The organism is Aeromonas sp. 159, assembly GCF_963862045.1.
Lineage (GTDB): Bacteria > Pseudomonadota > Gammaproteobacteria > Enterobacterales > Aeromonadaceae > Aeromonas > Aeromonas veronii.
Genome location: NZ_CAWLMI010000030.1, coordinates 16,034 through 32,970 on the forward strand (window position 1 = coordinate 16,034; position 16,937 = coordinate 32,970).

Sequence of the window (16,937 nt, forward strand, 5' to 3'; positions counted from 1 at the left end):
GGGCCCTCCTGTCGAGGCTTACAGTTTCTTGGATTTCTCGACGACTTCGTCGATACCGCCAACCATGTAGAACGCCTGCTCGGGCAGATCGTCATACTCGCCTTTCAGGATGCCCTGGAAACCACGGATGGTCTCTTTCAGCGGCACGTATTTACCCGGAGAACCGGTAAACACTTCTGCTACGAAGAACGGCTGGGACAGGAAACGCTCGATCTTACGGGCACGGGCTACGGTCAGTTTGTCTTCTTCTGACAGTTCATCCATACCCAGGATGGCGATGATGTCCTTCAGCTCTTTGTAGCGCTGCAGTACGGTTTGAACGCCACGAGCGGTCTCGTAGTGCTCTTTGCCAACCACCAGCGGATCCAGCTGACGAGAGGTAGAGTCCAGCGGGTCAACGGCCGGGTAGATACCCAGTGCCGCGATTTGACGGGACAGTACGACGGTCGCATCCAGGTGGGCGAAGGTGGTCGCCGGAGACGGGTCAGTCAAGTCATCCGCAGGCACGTAAACGGCCTGTACGGAGGTGATGGAACCGGTCTTGGTGGAGGTGATACGTTCTTGCAGAACACCCATCTCCTCGGCCAGGGTCGGCTGGTAACCTACTGCGGAAGGCATACGGCCCAGCAGTGCGGATACTTCGGTACCGGCCAGGGTGTAACGGTAGATGTTGTCCACGAAGAACAGCACGTCACGACCTTCGTCACGGAACTTCTCGGCCATGGTCAGGCCGGTCAGCGCAACGCGCAGACGGTTTCCGGGCGGCTCGTTCATCTGACCGTAAACCAGAGATACTTTGTCCAGTACGTTGGACTCCATCATCTCGTGGTAGAAGTCGTTACCCTCACGGGTACGCTCACCAACACCGGCGAACACAGAGTAACCACTGTGCTCGATCGCGATGTTACGGATCAGCTCCATCATGTTTACGGTTTTGCCTACACCGGCACCACCGAACAGACCAACTTTACCACCCTTGGCGAACGGGCATACCAGGTCGATAACCTTGATGCCTGTTTCCAGCAGATCGTTGCTGTTGGACTGATCTTCGTAGCTGGGGGCAGCGCGGTGGATAGACCAGCACTCTTCTTCACCGATCGGACCTTTTTCGTCGATTGGCTCGCCCAGTACGTTCATGATCCGACCCAGAGTCGCAGTACCGACCGGAACCTGGATGGATTTACCGCTATTCACTACTTCCAACCCACGACGCAGACCGTCGGAGGAGCCCATGGTGATGCAACGAACGACGCCGCCACCGATCTGTTGCTGAACTTCCAGCACCAGACCCTGGCCTTGACCTTCGCTAACGACCTTCAGTGCATCGTACACCTGGGGCACGGCATTCTGCGGGAACTCGATGTCCACCACAGCGCCGATGATTTGGACGATGAAACCGTTACTCATGTCAAATCCTCTAAACCTTTGATAACCCTTGCCTTACACCGCAGCAGCACCGGATACGATCTCTGTCAGCTCCTGGGTAATACTGGCCTGACGGGCCTTGTTGTATACCAGTTGCAGATCGTTAATCAGGTTACCGGCGTTGTCAGTCGCGGCTTGCATGGCAACCATTCGGGCTGCCTGTTCACTTGCCAAGTTTTCCACTACACCCTGGTAAACCTGAGATTCGACGTAGCGAACCAGCAGGGTATCCAGCAGCTTCTTGGGATCCGGCTCATAGAGGTAATCCCAGTGGTGTTTCTTGGCGAGCTTGCTGTCTTCAGTTACGGGCAAAGGCAGCAGTTGATCGACCCGTGGTTGCTGCACCATGGTGTTGACGAACTTGTTGTACACCAGATACAGCTTGTCAATCTCACCGTTGTCGTAAGCCTTCAGCATGACCTTGACTGAACCAATCAGGTCATTGACGCTCGGACTATCGCCCAGTCCTGCGACATGAGCTTTAACCTTGGCGCCGTGCCGTTCAAAGAAGTTGGAGGCCTTGTTACCGATCAGTGCCAGGTCAACCTTGGCACCTTTCGCGCTCCATTGCTTCATATCATTGAGGGCAGCCTTGAACAGGTTGATGTTCAGACCACCACACAGGCCACGGTCGGTGGAGACGACGATGTAACCCACTCGCTTGACCTCACGTTCGATGAGGTAGGGGTGCTTGTATTCCAGGTTCCCCTGAGCGATATGGCCGATCACCTTGCGCATGGTTTCAGCGTACGGACGGCTGGCAGACATGCGTTCCTGCGCACGGCGCATTTTGCTTGCTGCCACCATTTCCATAGCGCCGGTGATCTTCTGAGTGTTTTTCACACTCCCGATCTTGTTACGTATCTCTTTTGCGCCGGCCATCTCTTACTCTCCATCAAGTGGCAGCTCACGCTGCCACACACGCTTACCAGGTCTGGGTTGCTTTGAAGCTATCCAGCAACGCAGTCAGCTTGCCAACGATCGCGTCGTTGTAGTCGGCTTTGGCATTGATTTCAGCCATCAGCTCGGCATGCTGGGTATTGGCGTAAGAGAGCAGAGCGGCTTCGAAGTCGACGATTTTGTTCAGCTCGACATCGGAGAGATAGCCTTTCTCGGCGGCGAACAGCACCAGAGACTGGTGAGCCACGCTCAGCGGAGAGTACTGCTTCTGCTTCATCAGCTCGGTCACTTTCACACCGTGATCCAGCTGCTTGCGAGTCGCCTCGTCCAGATCGGAAGAGAACTGGGCGAATGCCGCCAGTTCGCGATACTGGGCCAGCGCGGTACGGATACCACCGGACAGCTTCTTGACGATCTTGGTCTGAGCAGCGCCACCTACACGGGATACGGAGATACCCGGGTCAACCGCCGGACGAATACCGGAGTTGAACAGCTGTGAAGTCAGGAAGATCTGACCATCGGTGATGGAGATCACGTTGGTCGGAACGAACGCAGATACGTCACCCGCCTGGGTTTCGATGATTGGCAGTGCGGTCAAAGAACCGGTTTTGCCTTTCACTTCACCCTTGGTGAACTTCTCTACGTACTCGGCGTTAACGCGAGCAGCACGCTCCAGCAGACGGGAGTGCAGATAGAAAACGTCACCCGGGTAAGCTTCACGTCCTGGCGGACGGCGCAGCAGCAGGGAGATCTGACGATAAGCTACGGCCTGCTTGGACAGGTCATCATAGATGATCAGCGCGTCTTCACCGCGGTCACGGAAGTACTCACCCATGGAGCAACCGGCATAGGGAGCCAGGTACTGCAGAGCAGCCGCTTCGGAGGCAGAGGCAACCACCACGATGGTGTTGGCCAGGGCACCGTGCTCTTCCAGCTTGCGCACCACGTTGGCGATGGTGGAGGCCTTCTGGCCAATCGCAACGTAGACACACTTAATGCCGGAATCTTTCTGGTTGATGATTGTGTCGATCGCGATGGCGGTCTTACCAACCTGACGGTCACCGATGATCAGCTCACGCTGGCCACGACCGATTGGGATCATGGCATCGATGGCTTTCAGACCGGTCTGGACCGGCTGGTCAACAGACTTACGCTCGATAACGCCCGGTGCGATCACTTCGATCGGCGAGAAGCCGTCGTTGTCGATCGGACCTTTACCGTCGATCGGCTGACCCAGGGTGTTCAACACCCGGCCCAACAGACCACGACCTACCGGCACTTCCAGAATACGGCCAGTACCTTTTACTTTCATTCCTTCTGACAGACCGTCATAGGAACCCATAATCACCGCACCGACGGAGTCACGCTCCAGGTTCAATGCCAGAGCGTAGCGGTTGCCCGGCAGCTCGATCATCTCACCCTGCATGGCATCAGCCAGGCCGTGAATACGAATGATACCGTCGCTCACAGAGACGATAGTACCTTCGTTACGCGCTTCGCTCTTTACATCAAACTGCGCAATGCGCTGCTTGATCAGCTCGGCGATTTCAGTGGAATTCAGTTGCATGCTCTAATACCCCAATCAAGATTGCAGCGCGTCAGCCATGCGATCCAGCTTACCGCGGACTGTGCCGTCGATTACCAGATCACCGGCCTTGATGAGCACCCCGGCCATCAAGGACGCATCAATGCTGCAATTCAGCTTCACTTTGCGCGCGAGACGTTGTTCCAGAGAAGCCTGAATATTGGCTTTCTGCTGGTCGGTCAGTTCGATCGCCGAAATCACGTCAGCCTGAACCTCTTTATCCAGTTCAGCTTTAAACGCTACAAATTCAGCAACGACCGCCGGCAGCACACCCAAGCGACCATTCTCGGCCATCACCCGGATCAGGTTCTGGCCATGCACGTCGAGTTGCTCACCGCAGACACCGACAAACAACGTTGCCAGCTCTTCGGCGGCCACAGAGCCGTTTACCAAGTTGTGCATGGTCTCGTTTTCCACTACTTGCGCAGCAAAACCGAGCATACCCAGCCACTGGTCAACCGCCTTGTGCTCAACGGCAAACTCGAAAGCAGCCTTGGCGTAGGGGCGAGCGATTGTAGTCAGTTCAGACATAGCCCCGTTCCCGTTACAGTTCTGCTACCAGTTTGTCGACGATGTCGCTGTTGGCAGCCTGGTCGATTTGACGCGCCAGGATCTTCTCTGCACCAGCAATGGCAAGAGCAGCAACCTGCTTACGCAGTTCTTCTTTGGCACGATGACGTTCAGCTTCGATCTCGGCACGGCCCTGAGCCAGGATTTTTTCCCGCTCAGACTGGGCACCAGCGGCAGCTTCATCAATGATCTGGGCTTTACGTTTGTTAGCCTGCTCAATGATTTCAGCAGCCTGCAGCTTGGCTTCTTTCAGCTGATCGGTGGCGTTGGCCTTGGCCAAATCCAGATCTTTCTTGGCACGTTCGGCAGAAGAGAGACCGTCAGCAATAGCTTTCTGACGGGCTTCGATGGCTGCAATCAGCGGCGGCCATACGTACTTCATGCAAAACACTACGAAGAAGAAAAAAGCAATTGCTTGGCCGAGGAGGGTGGCATTGATATTCACAGCCGATGTCCTCTTAAGTTAGTTAATGGGTTATGCCTGGAGAGTCGTAACGACTTAGCCAGCAACCGCAAACATCACGTACAGACCCAGACCAACGGCGATCATCGGGATCGCATCCACCAGACCCATTACGATGAAGAACTGGGTACGCAGAACAGGGATCAGATCCGGTTGACGAGCAGCACCTTCCAGGAACTTGCCACCCAGGATACCGATACCGATGGAAGCGCCGATAGCAGCCAGACCCATCATCATTGCAGCAGCGATGTACAGCAGGTCCATGTTCAAGTTTTCCATGAGGATCTCCAGTTATTTAGATGTAATTGATTGTATAAAAAGGATTATTTGAGTTGCATCAACCATGGTCTTCCTGCGCCATCGACAGATAGACGATGGTCAGAACCATGAAAATGAATGCCTGCAAAGTGATGATCAGGATGTGGAAAATTGCCCAAGGCACGGACAGGATCCACTGTGACCACCAGGGTAACAAACCAGCAATCAGGATAAAGATCAGTTCGCCAGCATACATGTTGCCGAACAGTCGAAGACCCAGAGAAACAGGTTTGGAAATCAGCGTAACAGTTTCCAGGATGAGGTTAACCGGGATGGCCGCCGGGTGGTTGAAAGGCTGAAGCGTCAGCTCCTTCACAAACCCGCCGATACCCTTGACCTTGATGCTGTAATACAGGATCAAGAAGAACACGCCCAAAGCCATGGACATGGTGATGTTAACGTCAGCAGAGGGAACCACACGCAGATAGGGAATACCCATCAATTGTGCAGCGTGAGGGATAAAGTCAACGGGGATCAGATCCATGAAGTTCATCAGGAAGATCCACACAAACACCGTCAGCCCCAAAGGTGCGATGACCTTGTTGCGACCGTGAAAGATGTCTTTGACGTTACCATTCACAAACTCGACCAGCATCTCCACAAAGCACTGCAGCTTACCCGGCACCCCGCTGGTAGCGTTAACGGCTACTTTGCGGAACAGCAGGATAAACAGGGCGCCTAGCACGACGGAAAATACCATTGAGTCGATATTGACCGTCCAGAACCCGGACCCGACTTGAAGGTGGGTCAGGTGGTGGGAGATATATCCCTGAGGAGTCAGGACTTCTCCGGTTGCAGACATGAGTTTTCCTAATAGTGGTTGTTAAGCGTGAATGAAACCATCCACTGTACAACGAGGGCGAGGATATAAGTGGCGAAAAACGAGACGGTAACGACCTCGACTCCCGCACCAAACATCAGGGCGAATAGACCTGTTGTAGAAATGAGCTTAATCCCTGCCCCACCATAAAAGTCCCGCAAAACCAGGCCCACACTCTCGGTTGTCACCTTGCGGCGCAGCACCCAGACAGTAAACAAGGCTTGAGGAACCCAGTACATCCCCCCTCCGTAGAGGGCGGAATAACCGGCGCTGGCACCAGTCAGGTAAAACCAGACGGCACTCATCGCCAGGATCAGGATGAGCTGACAAACGAGCATAACCAAGGCCAGTGTCAAACCTTCCAAGGCTATTTTCTGCTTCACCAACCTACCCCTGAACATTACAGAACTGTAAAAAATCGGGATCCGAAGACCCCATGTTAACAGCTCTTAAAGCCGGTCAAATTATACCCTTGAGGGCAGCTATTGCAATATGACAAAAATCCTTAATTTTTGCGGCTTTCCGCGGCAAATCAGGGTTATGGTCATATCAAAAGGAATGGATGTTTTATTACTACAAAAAGCGTAAAAATCACGATTCCGACACGCCAAAATAGCCCAATATACGGTCCAAATCGGACAAATTCTCGTAACTTATTACTAACTTCCCGCTATCCCGCTTGCCAGGCTGAAGTTGCACCTGATTGCCAATTTTTTCTGCCAGTTGGCGCTCCAGGTAGCCGATCTGCGGATCACGGGCCGGTTCGACCATGGCTTTTGCCGGTTCGAGCGCTTTTTGCACCAGCTTCTCGGTATCGCGCACGGTCAGCCCTTTCTGGGCAACCAGCTTGGCCAGTTCGGACTGGGCCTGGCCACTCAGGGCCAGCAGGGCACGGGCATGGCCCATGTCGAGGTCGCCATGCTCGACGAAACGCTTCACGTCGTCGTTGAGCTGGTTGAGACGCAACAGGTTGGTCACCGTGGTGCGGGACTTGCCCACCGCCTCGGCCACCTGCTGGTGGGTGAGTTCGAATTCGGTCAGCAGTCTTTGTAAAGCGACCGCCTCTTCGATGGCATTGAGGTCTTCCCGCTGAATATTCTCAATCAGCGCGATGGCGACGGCAGCCTCGTCGGGTACATCCTTGACGATGCAGGGCACCACCTCGAGCCGCGCCAGCTGGGACGCGCGCCAGCGCCGCTCACCGGCAATGATTTCGAAGGATTGTTCGCCGAGAGGGCGTACCACGATGGGCTGGATCACCCCCTGAGCGCGGATGGAGTTGGCAAGCTCTTCCAGTGCATCCTGGGACATGTCCTTGCGGGGCTGGTACTTGCCGGACTGCAACCACTCCACCGGCAGCTTGCGCAGCTCGCCCTGATTGGTGGGGGCCATGGCCTCTTCAGTACGTTGATCGCTCATCACCTGTTTCTGGCGGGCAGCCGTGCTGGTACTGAGCAGGGCATCCAGCCCCTTGCCCAGCCCACGTTTTTTCGGAGTCATATGCTCTCTCGGTCTGCGATGGTCGCCTGACGTTCCTGCTCCTGGCGGCGCAGGATCTCGCCAGCCAGTGCCAGGTAGGCCTTGGCGCCCACCGATGATTTGTCATAGTGCATGGCCGGGGCACCGAAACTCGGGGCCTCCGCCAGTCTAACGTTGCGGGGAATGATGGTGCGGTAGACTTTGTCGCCAAAGTGCTGTTTTAGCTGATCGGACACATCATTGGCCAGCCGGTTGCGGTGATCGAACATGGTGCGCAGCACCCCTTCGATCTTGAGCTCCGGATTGACCACGGCGGCCAGCTTGCTGATGGTGTCGACCAGGGCGGTGAGCCCCTCCAGCGCGTAATATTCGCACTGCATGGGCACCAGCACGGAGTCGGCGGCGGCCATGGCGTTCACGGTCAGCATGTTGAGAGAGGGCGGGCAGTCGATGAAGACGTAGTCGTATTTGTCCCGCACCGAGGCCAGCGCATTGCGCAGGCGGATTTCGCGGGCGAAAAATTCCATCAGACGAATTTCGGCCGCGGTCACGTCGGCGTTGGCGGCAATCAGGTGATAGCCCCCGGTGGTTTCGGGGATGATCACTTCGCTGATGGGGGCATCCTCGATCAGCAGCTCATAGGCTGTGCGCTCGACGTCATACTTGTCGACACCGCTGCCCATGGTGGCATTGCCCTGCGGATCCAGATCGATCACCAGCACCTTGCGCCGGGTGGCAGCCATGGAGGCGGCCAGATTCACACAGGTGGTGGTTTTACCCACTCCACCCTTCTGGTTGGCTATGGCGATGACTTTTCCCACACGATCCCCTAAATGAAACTGCGACCCTATTCGGGCTGGATATGTTTGAATTCCAGCAGATGACGTTCGCCTTCCAGCTCCGGCACCCGCAACTCATGACAGGCTACCAGACGGATATTGGCAGGCAACTGGGCCAGCTCCTGCTCGGGATATTGTCCCTTGAGCGCCAGGAAGCAACCCTGTTCTGACGGCAGGTGGTGACACCAGCTCAGCATGTCCTCCAGCGAGGCAAATGCCCGACTCAGTACACCATCAAATCCCACCTCGGGTTGATACTCTTCAACCCGGGATTTGACCGGCGTCACATTGGTCAGACCCAGCTCCTGGATTACCTGACGGATGAAGTTGATCCGCTTGCCCAGACTGTCGAGCAGGACGAACTGCTTGTCCGGATTGATGATCGCCAGCGGCAATCCCGGCAGGCCGGGACCGGTCCCCACGTCGATGAAGCGCTCACCGTGCAAGTGGGGGCTTACCACCAGGCTATCGAGGATATGCTTGACCAGCATGGCATCCGGATCTCGCACCGAGGTGAGATTGTAAGCCTTGTTCCACTTGTGCAGCAACTCGACCAACTTCACCAGTTGGCTCTTTTGGGTATCGGTGATAACAATTTCGGCCTGCTTGAGCAGGCCGTTCAATCTTTCCAGCATGGGATTCCTCAGGCGGTTTTACGCAGCAGGCCGTGTTTTTTCAGGTGAACCAGCAGGATGGAGATGGCCGCCGGGGTGATGCCGGAGATGCGGGAAGCCTGACCAATGGTCTGCGGCTTGGCATCGTTCAGCTTGGCTTTCACCTCGTTGGAGAGGCCGTTCACCTCGCGATAATCCAGATCCAGCGGCAGCAGGGTGTTTTCGTTGCGCAGCTGCTTTTCCACTTCATCGTGCTGACGCTCGATGTAACCGGCGTACTTGATCTGGATCTCAACCTGTTCGGCCGCGGCAGGATCGGTCACGGAAGGACCGACACCTTCGATGGCCATCAGCGCATCATAGGTCACCTCGGGGCGACGCAGCAGCTCTTCCAGACTCTGTTCGCGGGTCAGCGGGGTGTTGACCAGGGCGTTGACCGCTTCCAGTGACGGATGTTGCGGGTGGATCCAGGTTGAACGCATGCGCTGACGCTCCAGCTCGACCTGTTCCATCTTGGCGTTGAATTTGCTCCAGCGCTCGTCATCCACCAGACCCAGCTCACGACCGATGGCGGTCAGGCGGATATCGGCGTTGTCTTCACGCAGCAGCAGGCGATATTCGGCACGGCTGGTGAACATGCGGTAAGGCTCGCGGGTCCCCAGGGTGGAGAGATCGTCCATCATCACTCCCATGTAGGCCTGATCCCGACGCGGGTTCCAGGGATCCTTGTCCTGGGCACGCAGGGCCGCGTTCAGGCCGGCCATCAGGCCTTGTGCCGCAGCCTCTTCGTAACCGGTCGTGCCGTTGATCTGGCCGGCGAAGAACAGGTTTGGAATGCACTTGCTCTCCATGTTGGCCTTGAGATCCCGCGGATCGAAGAAATCATATTCGATGGCATAGCCGGGGCGGGTGATGTGGGCGTTCTCGAAGCCGCGCACGGAACGGACAATCTGCACCTGCACGTCAAACGGCAGGCTGGTAGAGATCCCGTTCGGATAGAGTTCGTGGGTGGTCAGGCCTTCCGGCTCGACGAAGATCTGGTGCGCCGTCTTGTCGGCGAAACGGGTGATCTTGTCTTCGATCGACGGGCAGTAGCGCGGGCCGATCCCCTCGATCACCCCGGCGTACATGGGGCTGCGATCCAGGTTATTGCGGATCACTTCGTGGGTACGCTCGTTGGTGTGGGTGACGTAGCAGGGCACCTGACGGGGATGCTGGCTGGCATTGCCGATAAACGAGAAGACGGGGCGCGGATCGTCACCGTGCTGCTCCTGCATGACGGAGAAATCGACGCTGCGGGCATCAATGCGCGGCGGGGTGCCCGTCTTGAGACGATCGATACGCAGCGGCAATTCACGCAGGCGCTGGGCCAAGGCGATCGAGGGAGGATCCCCGGCACGGCCGCCCTTGTAGTTTTCCATCCCGATGTGGATCAAACCGTTCAGGAAGGTACCGACCGTCAGCACCACTGTCTTGCCGCTGATGCGGATCCCGCTCTGGGTGACCACACCGGCAACACGATCCCCGTCCATGATCAGATCGTCACAGGCCTGCTGGAAGATCTTCAGGTTCGGGTAGTTCTCCAGCATCTGGCGAACGACGGCCTTGTAGAGCAGGCGATCCGCTTGGGCACGAGTGGCTCGCACTGCCGGGCCCTTGGAGGAGTTGAGGGTGCGGAACTGGATCCCGCCAAGATCAATGGCACGCGCCATGATCCCGCCGAGTGCGTCAACTTCCCTGACCAGGTGTCCCTTGCCGATCCCGCCGATCGCCGGATTACAGGACATGTGTCCCAGCGTATCGATATTGTGGGTCAGCAACAGGGTGTTCATGCCCATACGGGCTGCCGCTGTTGCTGCTTCGGTTCCGGCATGACCGCCACCGACGACGATCACATCAAATTGTTCATGGTATTGCATTGGGATCACCTTGATCTGCACGCCTGAAGATCTTTATTTGCCTGGGCTAAAGGGCGGAACATTCTATCTGTTTCGCGTCCTGAGGGGAACGTCTACTTAACGTTCAGTATGAAGGGAGGATCCACTAATTAGATCTTAAGGATCTTTAGATCGATCTTTTACTGGATCTCTTATTAGGATCCGCCCTTTCTGTTGATAAGCACTTTTTGATCATAAAGATCATTAATTTAAGGGCGATCCTAGCTTGTGGAAAAGCTTGGATCCTAGCCCGGTGAGCGAGGGGATAACCAGGACTTTTATACACAGAGGTCTGTCGGTATGGATCTAATACATGGATAACTATAGGTTTTGCAGAGCTTTACACCGTAGTTATGCACATTACCCCTGGGCGTTGTGGGTAACCTTGTAGAACAACTCCCCCGGATCAATCTGTTAATAACATGGTGGATAGTCGATCTGGGGATAAGTGGGGAGATCAAGCTTTTTTTCAGGATCTCCCGCACGCTGATCAGGCGATCATCGTCATCCAGTCGCGGATCCACACTTCTGCGGCATCTTCGGGGATCTCGTGTTGGGTCACATCTATGTCGAGCCGCTCGCCGATCCGGCTGGCACCGCACTCGGCCAGCAGGCGATCCAGCGTCTTGCCACCCTGGCAAAAGGTGTCATAACTGCTGTCGCCAAGGGCGATCACGCCATATTTCAATGAATTAAGATCCGGATGCTGCTCGGCAAGATCCTTGGCGAAGGGTTGCAGGTTGTCGGGCACATCACCGGCACCGTGGGTCGAGGTGACCACCAGCAGGATGGATCCCGCATCATCCAGCACCTTTGCCAGCTTGGCCGGGTTGTGGATCCGGGTCTGGTGGCCAGCCTGTTCCAGCAGGTTGGCGACGTGGTCTGCGACATATTCGGCGGCGCCCAGCATGGAGCCGACGACGAGATTGAGTTTGGCCATGGAATGGATCCTGATTTCAGACAAAGAAACGGAAAGCCGGATTCTACCGCCAAAGGGTGTGGATAAATATGGATAAAGCTTGGGGATAATGGATCCAGTCAGATAATGCAGCCGGATCCATCCCGTCGATCTTTTTTCTGCTTCTTTATATCCCTCTTCATTTTCTTCTCCGCTCATGGTTCTCCTGATGACTCCCATCCCCTGCGAGATCCTGCCAACGATGCAGCTAGATAACAATGTAGATGCAAATGATTAGCAATTATTGAATCGATTCGATCACGGCTCCTGTAGTAGGATTGCGCTGCTTTATTCGCCCATGGAACAGGGTGATGTCGTGACAAACGACCACAAATAACAATTAAAACAACATAACTCATTGATAAACGAGACTTTAATATGATTGCGCAAAAATACACTACAGGACCCGGCAAGAAGGGCGCCTTCGGCGTGCTTTCGCTCTCCGGTTTGCTCGTCTCCCTGCCGCTGATGGCCGAACAAACCACCGCTGAGCTGCCCAAAGCCAGCGAAACCATGGTGGTGACCGGTACGGCCATGAAGGTGGAAGTGCCGATGGCCGAGACCCCTCGCGCCGTTTCCGTAGTTAATCGCGAGGAGCTGGATCAGCACGCCGTGTTGCAGCTGGATGAGGCGCTTCGCTATCGTTCCGGCGTATTGACCGGCCTCTATGGTTCCGACAACAACACCGACTGGTTCAAGGTGCGTGGCTTCGATGCTGCTTCCTATCTCGATGGAAGCATCCTGTTTGGCTCTGGTTACTATCTTTGGACGCCGGAACCGTTCGGCCTGGATAGTCTGGAAGTGCTGAAGGGGCCCGCTTCAATGCTCTATGGCGTAGCGCCTCCGGGCGGGGTGATCAATGCCATTAGCAAGCGACCGACCACCACGCCGCAAGGGCTGGTGGATCTGCAGCTTGGCAGCCGGGATCATCGTCAGGTCGGGGTGGATGTCTCTGACGCGCTCTCCGACAGCAGCCGCTACCGGATGGTGGCTCTCTATAAAGAGCGTGATGGGGTGCTTACCGGCACCTACAACGATCGGGTTTATCTGGCGCCGAGCGTCACCTTCGATCTTTCGGATCGTACCAGCCTGACCCTGCTGGCCAGTTTCCTGCACGACGAAGGGGTCCCGACCAACGGCTTCTTCCCGGTCTATGGCACTCTGAATACGTCAGGTGGCCAGATTGATCCCTCCACCAACCTGAGTCAGCCGGATTACGATCGCAACCGCAACACCCAGATCTCCACCGGTTACGAGCTGGCCCACCAGCTCAACCAGAGCTGGGAGTTCAAGCAGAACGTGCGCTTCAACTACAACGATCTGCTGCTGCGGCAGACTTATATCTTCCCGACCTATGAAGGCACGACCGCCTACCGCGGTCTGGTTTACCGCGATGGCAATACCAAGAGTGCCACCATGGATAACCAGATGGTGGGCTACTGGAACACCGACAGCACCGAGCAGACCCTGTTGCTGGGGGTGGATCTGCAGCGTCACGTCAATGAAGGGGTCGAGGCCGACAATTACGCCATGGGCTCCATCAATACCATGAACCCGGATTACAGCGGTTTCCCCGGTTTTGACGAGTCAACGGCCACTTACCAAAAAACAACCATGGCTCAAGAGGGGATCTATGCCCAGCATCAGATCCGTTGGGACGATCGCTGGTTGCTGACAGGAGGTGGTCGCTTTGACTATGTCGAGACCCATAACATCAGCAAAACATATGATAGAGATGAAAAGCAGTACGATCATGCGCTATCCCTTTCCGGCAGCTTGATGTATCTGGCCGACAACGGCATCTCGCCATATCTTGCTTATTCTGAGTCGTTCTTGATGTTGCCCGGGATCGATCCGAATACCAAAACTTCATATAAATCCCGTGAGGGAAAATTGTATGAAGCAGGCGTCAAATATGCGCCTGCCTTCCTCGACGGTTACATCAATCTGGCGCTGTTCGATCTGGAGCAAAGTAACGCTCTGGTTTCCAGTGGCTCAGGCCAGCAGACCCAAGCTGGCGAGATGACCTCTCAGGGGATTGAGCTGGAAGGGAGCGTGCAGGTGACCGATGCGCTGCGTCTGACCGCTGCTTATACCTACACAGATGCCAAAACCAACGACACCGGCAGTGGCGATCGCCGTGCCAGCCTGATCCCGCGCCACCAGGCCTCCTTCTGGGGTAACTACAAGGTGCAGCAAGGGGTGGCTTCGGGTCTGGAGCTGGGTACCGGTGTGCGTTATATCGGTTCCAGCGTGGGTATTGGCGCCGTGAATGCGGACTATACCCCCATCTACGGCTCTGCCGAGGTGCCAGCCCATACCGTCTGGGATGCGCTGATCGGGTATGACTTTGCCAAGAACTGGCGCGCCCAGCTCAACGTCAACAACCTGCTGGGTGAAACCTACGTGGCCAGTTGTGACTATTACTGCTACTACGGCGAGCCGCGCAGCGTAGTGGGCAGCATCAACTACCGCTGGTAATCGAAGTCGGGCGGGAACCGGATTTCCGCCCTTCTTTTCACCTGCAGTTGTTCTGATCTCTCTGGAATACCGGTCCGTTATGGAACTCTTGTCTCTGGTTTATCGCCAATATCGTTGGCCCTTTATCGCCATCACCCTGCTCAGTCTGCTCAGTGCCGTCAGCGGGATTGGCGTCATTGCTTTTATCAATCAGTCTCTTATCGAATCTATAGGTGATCCGCTGCCGATCCTCGGTCAGCTGGTCGGCCTGATTGTGTTGCTGCTGGTGATCACGCTCGGATCTCAGCTGGCCCTGACCACTCTCGGTCACCATTTTGTCTACCGGTTGCGCGGCCGTCTGCTCAAGCAACTGCTGGATACCGATGTCGCCCGCATCCGCCAGATTGGTCAGGGGCCGCTGCTGGCCTCCCTCTCCAGCGACATCGGCCAGATAACCATCGCCTTCGTGCGCCTGCCTGAGCTGGTGCAGGGGCTGGTGCTCACGCTGGGTTCTGCCCTTTACCTTGGCTGGCTTTCTCCGGCCCTGCTCGGGGTGACCACGCTCTGGGTCACCGTCACCATGGTGGTGGGCTGGCTGCTGGTGAACCGTGTTTATTGCCATCTCTCCCACATGCGTCAGGCCGAAGATCGGCTCTATCAGAACTATCAGGCCATCATCGCCGGCAGCAAGGAGCTGGCGCTCAACCGCGAGCGGGCTCACTTCGTTTACCACCAGCTCTATGAGCAGAATGCCCGTGACTACCGCCAGCAGATCATCCGCGCCGACACCTATCACCTGAGCGCGGTGAACTGGTCGAATATCATGATGCTGGGGGCCATCGGTCTGGTCTTCTTTCTGGCCAACGGCCTTGGCTGGGCCAACACCAATGTGGCCGCCACCTTCGCCCTGACCCTGCTGTTCCTGCGCACCCCGCTGTTGCAGGGGATTGGCGCCCTGCCGACTCTGCTTGCCGCTCAGGTGGCGTTCGACAAGATCGCCGCCCTCAATCTGGCCGAGGTGGGTGCGGATTTCCCGCTGCCGCCCGCCATCCGCCCCTGGCAGCGTATCGAGCTGGAGCAGGTGAGCTTTCACTATCAGGGGGAGGGCGGCTTTGCCGTTGGCCCCATCGATCTGGTCATCGAAAAGGGGGAGCAGATCTTCATCATCGGTGGCAATGGATCCGGCAAGTCGACGCTGGCCATGCTGTTGACCGGCCTCTACCAGCCGGTATCGGGCCGGATCCTGCTGGATGGTGAGCCGATCACCGATCGCAACGGCTATCTGGCGCTCTTCTCCGCCATCTTCACCGACTATCACCTGTTCCAGCACCTGCTGGGGCCGGAACCCAAGGATGAGCTGGTGGCCGAGTGGCTGGAGCGGTTGCAGATGGGCAGCAAGCTCACCATCGAGGATGGCTTTATCGCCGATATCGATCTCTCCCAAGGGCAGCGCAAGCGGGTCGCCCTGCTGCTGGCGCTGGCCGAGCAGCGCGAGGTGATGCTGTTTGACGAGTGGGCTGCGGATCAGGATCCCCAGTTCCGCCGCATCTTCTATCAGGTGCTGCTGCCGCGCCTCAAGGAGATGGGCAAGACGGTGATTGCCATCAGTCACGACGATCACTACTTCCCGCTGGCCGATCGCCTGCTGGAGATGCGTCAGGGCCAGCTCACCGAACTGACCGGCGCGCGCCGTACTGAGGTGAGCCGCGATGCGATCGCCCATCTGGATTGCGAGGTGCCAGCTTGATGCCGGCACCGATGAGACTGGCGGCAAGCCAGCACAGGAATTGCTTATGTTCGAGATGAAATCAGCCAGCTTCACGGTCAATGATCGCACGCTGCTGTACCCCACCGACCTGCGTTTCGAGCAGGGACAGGTCTATGGCCTCATCGGCCACAATGGGTCGGGCAAATCGACCCTGCTCAAGCTACTGGCACGCCAGCAACCCCTCAGCGACGGCGAGATCCTGTTCGATGGCAAGCCGCTGCCCGACTGGGGCAATCGGGAGTTTGCCCGTCAGGTGGCCTATCTGCCCCAGCATTTGCCGAGCGCCGAGAATCTGCTCGGGAGGGAGCTGGTGGAGATGGGCCGCTACCCCTGGCGCGGCCTGCTGGGCCGGATGGGGGCGGAGGATCACCGTCAGGTCGATCGGGCCATCGCCCTTACCCATACCGAACGCTTTGCCGATCGGCTGGTGGATACCCTCTCCGGCGGCGAGCGGGGGCGGGTCTGGCTGGCGATGCTGCTGGCCCAGGAGAGCCGCTTTATCCTGCTGGACGAGCCGCTGGCCGCGCTGGATGTGGCCCATCAGGTGGAGGTGCTGACGCTCGTCAAGCAGTTGAGCCGTCAGCTCAACCTTGGGGTCATCATCGTCATTCACGACATCAATATGGCCTCCCGCTTCTGTGATCGGCTGGTGGCGCTCCACTCCGGCCGCCTGCTCACCCACGGTGAACCTGAGGGGCTCATGACCAGCGAGACCCTGCATGCTATCTATGGCATTCCGATGGAGGTCATTCGCCACCCGGCTCATGCTCATCCCATCGCCATCGTCTGACCGGGGGCATC

The 16,937-nt window shown here is 56.8% G+C and carries 16 protein-coding genes; 3 read left to right on the forward strand and 13 right to left on the reverse strand.

Annotated features, from left to right (window positions below):
* Positions 1-18 precede the first annotated feature (18 nt).
* From atpD to mioC, 13 genes are all read right to left on the reverse strand, one after another.
* The gene (gene atpD, locus AACR14_RS05895; RefSeq protein WP_005339344.1) at positions 19-1,407 is read right to left on the reverse strand and encodes a F0F1 ATP synthase subunit beta; all 1,389 of its coding nucleotides are present in this window, start codon (positions 1,405-1,407) and stop codon (positions 19-21) included.
* 33 nt (positions 1,408-1,440) lie between these two features.
* Complete coding sequence (gene atpG / locus AACR14_RS05900; protein WP_005339343.1) at positions 1,441-2,307, reverse strand: F0F1 ATP synthase subunit gamma; 867 nt, start codon at positions 2,305-2,307, stop codon at positions 1,441-1,443.
* Between the two features lie 43 nt (positions 2,308-2,350).
* The gene (atpA, locus tag AACR14_RS05905; RefSeq protein WP_005339342.1) at positions 2,351-3,892 is read right to left on the reverse strand and encodes a F0F1 ATP synthase subunit alpha; all 1,542 of its coding nucleotides are present in this window, start codon (positions 3,890-3,892) and stop codon (positions 2,351-2,353) included.
* A 15-nt stretch (positions 3,893-3,907) separates the two neighbouring features.
* Positions 3,908-4,441, reverse strand: coding sequence for a F0F1 ATP synthase subunit delta (atpH, locus tag AACR14_RS05910; RefSeq protein ID WP_005339341.1), 534 nt, complete (start codon positions 4,439-4,441; stop codon positions 3,908-3,910).
* Positions 4,442-4,454: 13 nt separating this feature from the next.
* Positions 4,455-4,925 carry a F0F1 ATP synthase subunit B gene (atpF, locus tag AACR14_RS05915; RefSeq protein ID WP_005339336.1) on the reverse strand — a complete coding sequence of 157 codons (471 nt, stop codon included), beginning with the start codon at positions 4,923-4,925 and terminating at the stop codon, positions 4,455-4,457.
* A gap of 54 nt (positions 4,926-4,979) precedes the next feature.
* On the reverse strand, positions 4,980-5,222 hold the full coding sequence (gene atpE / locus AACR14_RS05920) for a F0F1 ATP synthase subunit C (RefSeq protein WP_005307205.1): 243 nt from the start codon (positions 5,220-5,222) through the stop codon (positions 4,980-4,982).
* A 58-nt stretch (positions 5,223-5,280) separates the two neighbouring features.
* Positions 5,281-6,063, reverse strand: coding sequence for a F0F1 ATP synthase subunit A (gene atpB, locus AACR14_RS05925; RefSeq protein WP_005339335.1), 783 nt, complete (start codon positions 6,061-6,063; stop codon positions 5,281-5,283).
* An 8-nt stretch (positions 6,064-6,071) separates the two neighbouring features.
* Positions 6,072-6,482, reverse strand: a complete 411-nt coding sequence (locus AACR14_RS05930; RefSeq protein ID WP_019445506.1) for an ATP synthase subunit I — start codon at positions 6,480-6,482, stop codon at positions 6,072-6,074.
* Between the two features lie 190 nt (positions 6,483-6,672).
* On the reverse strand, positions 6,673-7,581 hold the full coding sequence (locus tag AACR14_RS05935) for a ParB/RepB/Spo0J family partition protein (protein ID WP_019445507.1): 909 nt from the start codon (positions 7,579-7,581) through the stop codon (positions 6,673-6,675).
* Positions 7,578-8,381 (reverse strand): ParA family protein, encoded by an 804-nt coding sequence (locus AACR14_RS05940; protein WP_005357226.1) that lies wholly within the window; start codon positions 8,379-8,381, stop codon positions 7,578-7,580. The genes AACR14_RS05935 and AACR14_RS05940 overlap by 4 nt, the downstream gene beginning before the upstream one ends.
* Before the next feature lie 26 nt (positions 8,382-8,407).
* A complete protein-coding gene (gene rsmG, locus AACR14_RS05945) occupies positions 8,408-9,034 on the reverse strand; it encodes a 16S rRNA (guanine(527)-N(7))-methyltransferase RsmG (RefSeq protein WP_019445508.1) in 627 nt (208 codons plus the stop codon).
* Positions 9,035-9,042: 8 nt separating this feature from the next.
* Complete coding sequence (gene mnmG, locus AACR14_RS05950; RefSeq protein WP_005357220.1) at positions 9,043-10,932, reverse strand: tRNA uridine-5-carboxymethylaminomethyl(34) synthesis enzyme MnmG; 1,890 nt, start codon at positions 10,930-10,932, stop codon at positions 9,043-9,045.
* A 508-nt stretch (positions 10,933-11,440) separates the two neighbouring features.
* The gene (mioC, locus tag AACR14_RS05955) at positions 11,441-11,890 is read right to left on the reverse strand and encodes an FMN-binding protein MioC (RefSeq protein ID WP_019445510.1); all 450 of its coding nucleotides are present in this window, start codon (positions 11,888-11,890) and stop codon (positions 11,441-11,443) included.
* 396 nt (positions 11,891-12,286) lie between these two features.
* Between mioC and AACR14_RS05960 the strand changes: the two genes are divergently transcribed.
* The 3 genes from AACR14_RS05960 to AACR14_RS05970 all read left to right on the forward strand — a co-directional run bounded on the left by AACR14_RS05960 (position 12,287) and on the right by AACR14_RS05970 (position 16,926).
* On the forward strand, positions 12,287-14,389 hold the full coding sequence (locus AACR14_RS05960) for a TonB-dependent siderophore receptor (RefSeq protein ID WP_019445511.1): 2,103 nt from the start codon (positions 12,287-12,289) through the stop codon (positions 14,387-14,389).
* Between the two features lie 79 nt (positions 14,390-14,468).
* Positions 14,469-16,115: a multidrug ABC transporter permease/ATP-binding protein gene (locus tag AACR14_RS05965; RefSeq protein ID WP_019445512.1), complete on the forward strand. Its 1,647-nt coding sequence runs from the start codon at positions 14,469-14,471 to the stop codon at positions 16,113-16,115.
* A 46-nt stretch (positions 16,116-16,161) separates the two neighbouring features.
* Positions 16,162-16,926, forward strand: a complete 765-nt coding sequence (locus AACR14_RS05970) for an ATP-binding cassette domain-containing protein (RefSeq protein WP_019445513.1) — start codon at positions 16,162-16,164, stop codon at positions 16,924-16,926.
* Positions 16,927-16,937: the final 11 nt, after the last annotated feature.

Coding starts and splice junctions, on each gene's coding strand:
- rsmG (WP_019445508.1), bottom strand. CDS start 9,034: ATGCTGGAAAGATTGAACGGCCTGCTCAAGCAGGCCGAAATTGTTATC.
- atpD (WP_005339344.1), bottom strand. CDS start 1,407: ATGAGTAACGGTTTCATCGTCCAAATCATCGGCGCTGTGGTGGACATC.
- atpG (WP_005339343.1), bottom strand. CDS start 2,307: ATGGCCGGCGCAAAAGAGATACGTAACAAGATCGGGAGTGTGAAAAAC.
- AACR14_RS05970 (WP_019445513.1), top strand. CDS start 16,162: ATGTTCGAGATGAAATCAGCCAGCTTCACGGTCAATGATCGCACGCTG.
- mnmG (WP_005357220.1), bottom strand. CDS start 10,932: ATGCAATACCATGAACAATTTGATGTGATCGTCGTCGGTGGCGGTCAT.
- atpB (WP_005339335.1), bottom strand. CDS start 6,063: ATGTCTGCAACCGGAGAAGTCCTGACTCCTCAGGGATATATCTCCCAC.
- atpH (WP_005339341.1), bottom strand. CDS start 4,441: ATGTCTGAACTGACTACAATCGCTCGCCCCTACGCCAAGGCTGCTTTC.
- AACR14_RS05965 (WP_019445512.1), top strand. CDS start 14,469: ATGGAACTCTTGTCTCTGGTTTATCGCCAATATCGTTGGCCCTTTATC.
- mioC (WP_019445510.1), bottom strand. CDS start 11,890: ATGGCCAAACTCAATCTCGTCGTCGGCTCCATGCTGGGCGCCGCCGAA.
- atpE (WP_005307205.1), bottom strand. CDS start 5,222: ATGGAAAACTTGAACATGGACCTGCTGTACATCGCTGCTGCAATGATG.
- AACR14_RS05930 (WP_019445506.1), bottom strand. CDS start 6,482: ATGTTCAGGGGTAGGTTGGTGAAGCAGAAAATAGCCTTGGAAGGTTTG.
- AACR14_RS05935 (WP_019445507.1), bottom strand. CDS start 7,581: ATGACTCCGAAAAAACGTGGGCTGGGCAAGGGGCTGGATGCCCTGCTC.
- AACR14_RS05960 (WP_019445511.1), top strand. CDS start 12,287: ATGATTGCGCAAAAATACACTACAGGACCCGGCAAGAAGGGCGCCTTC.
- atpA (WP_005339342.1), bottom strand. CDS start 3,892: ATGCAACTGAATTCCACTGAAATCGCCGAGCTGATCAAGCAGCGCATT.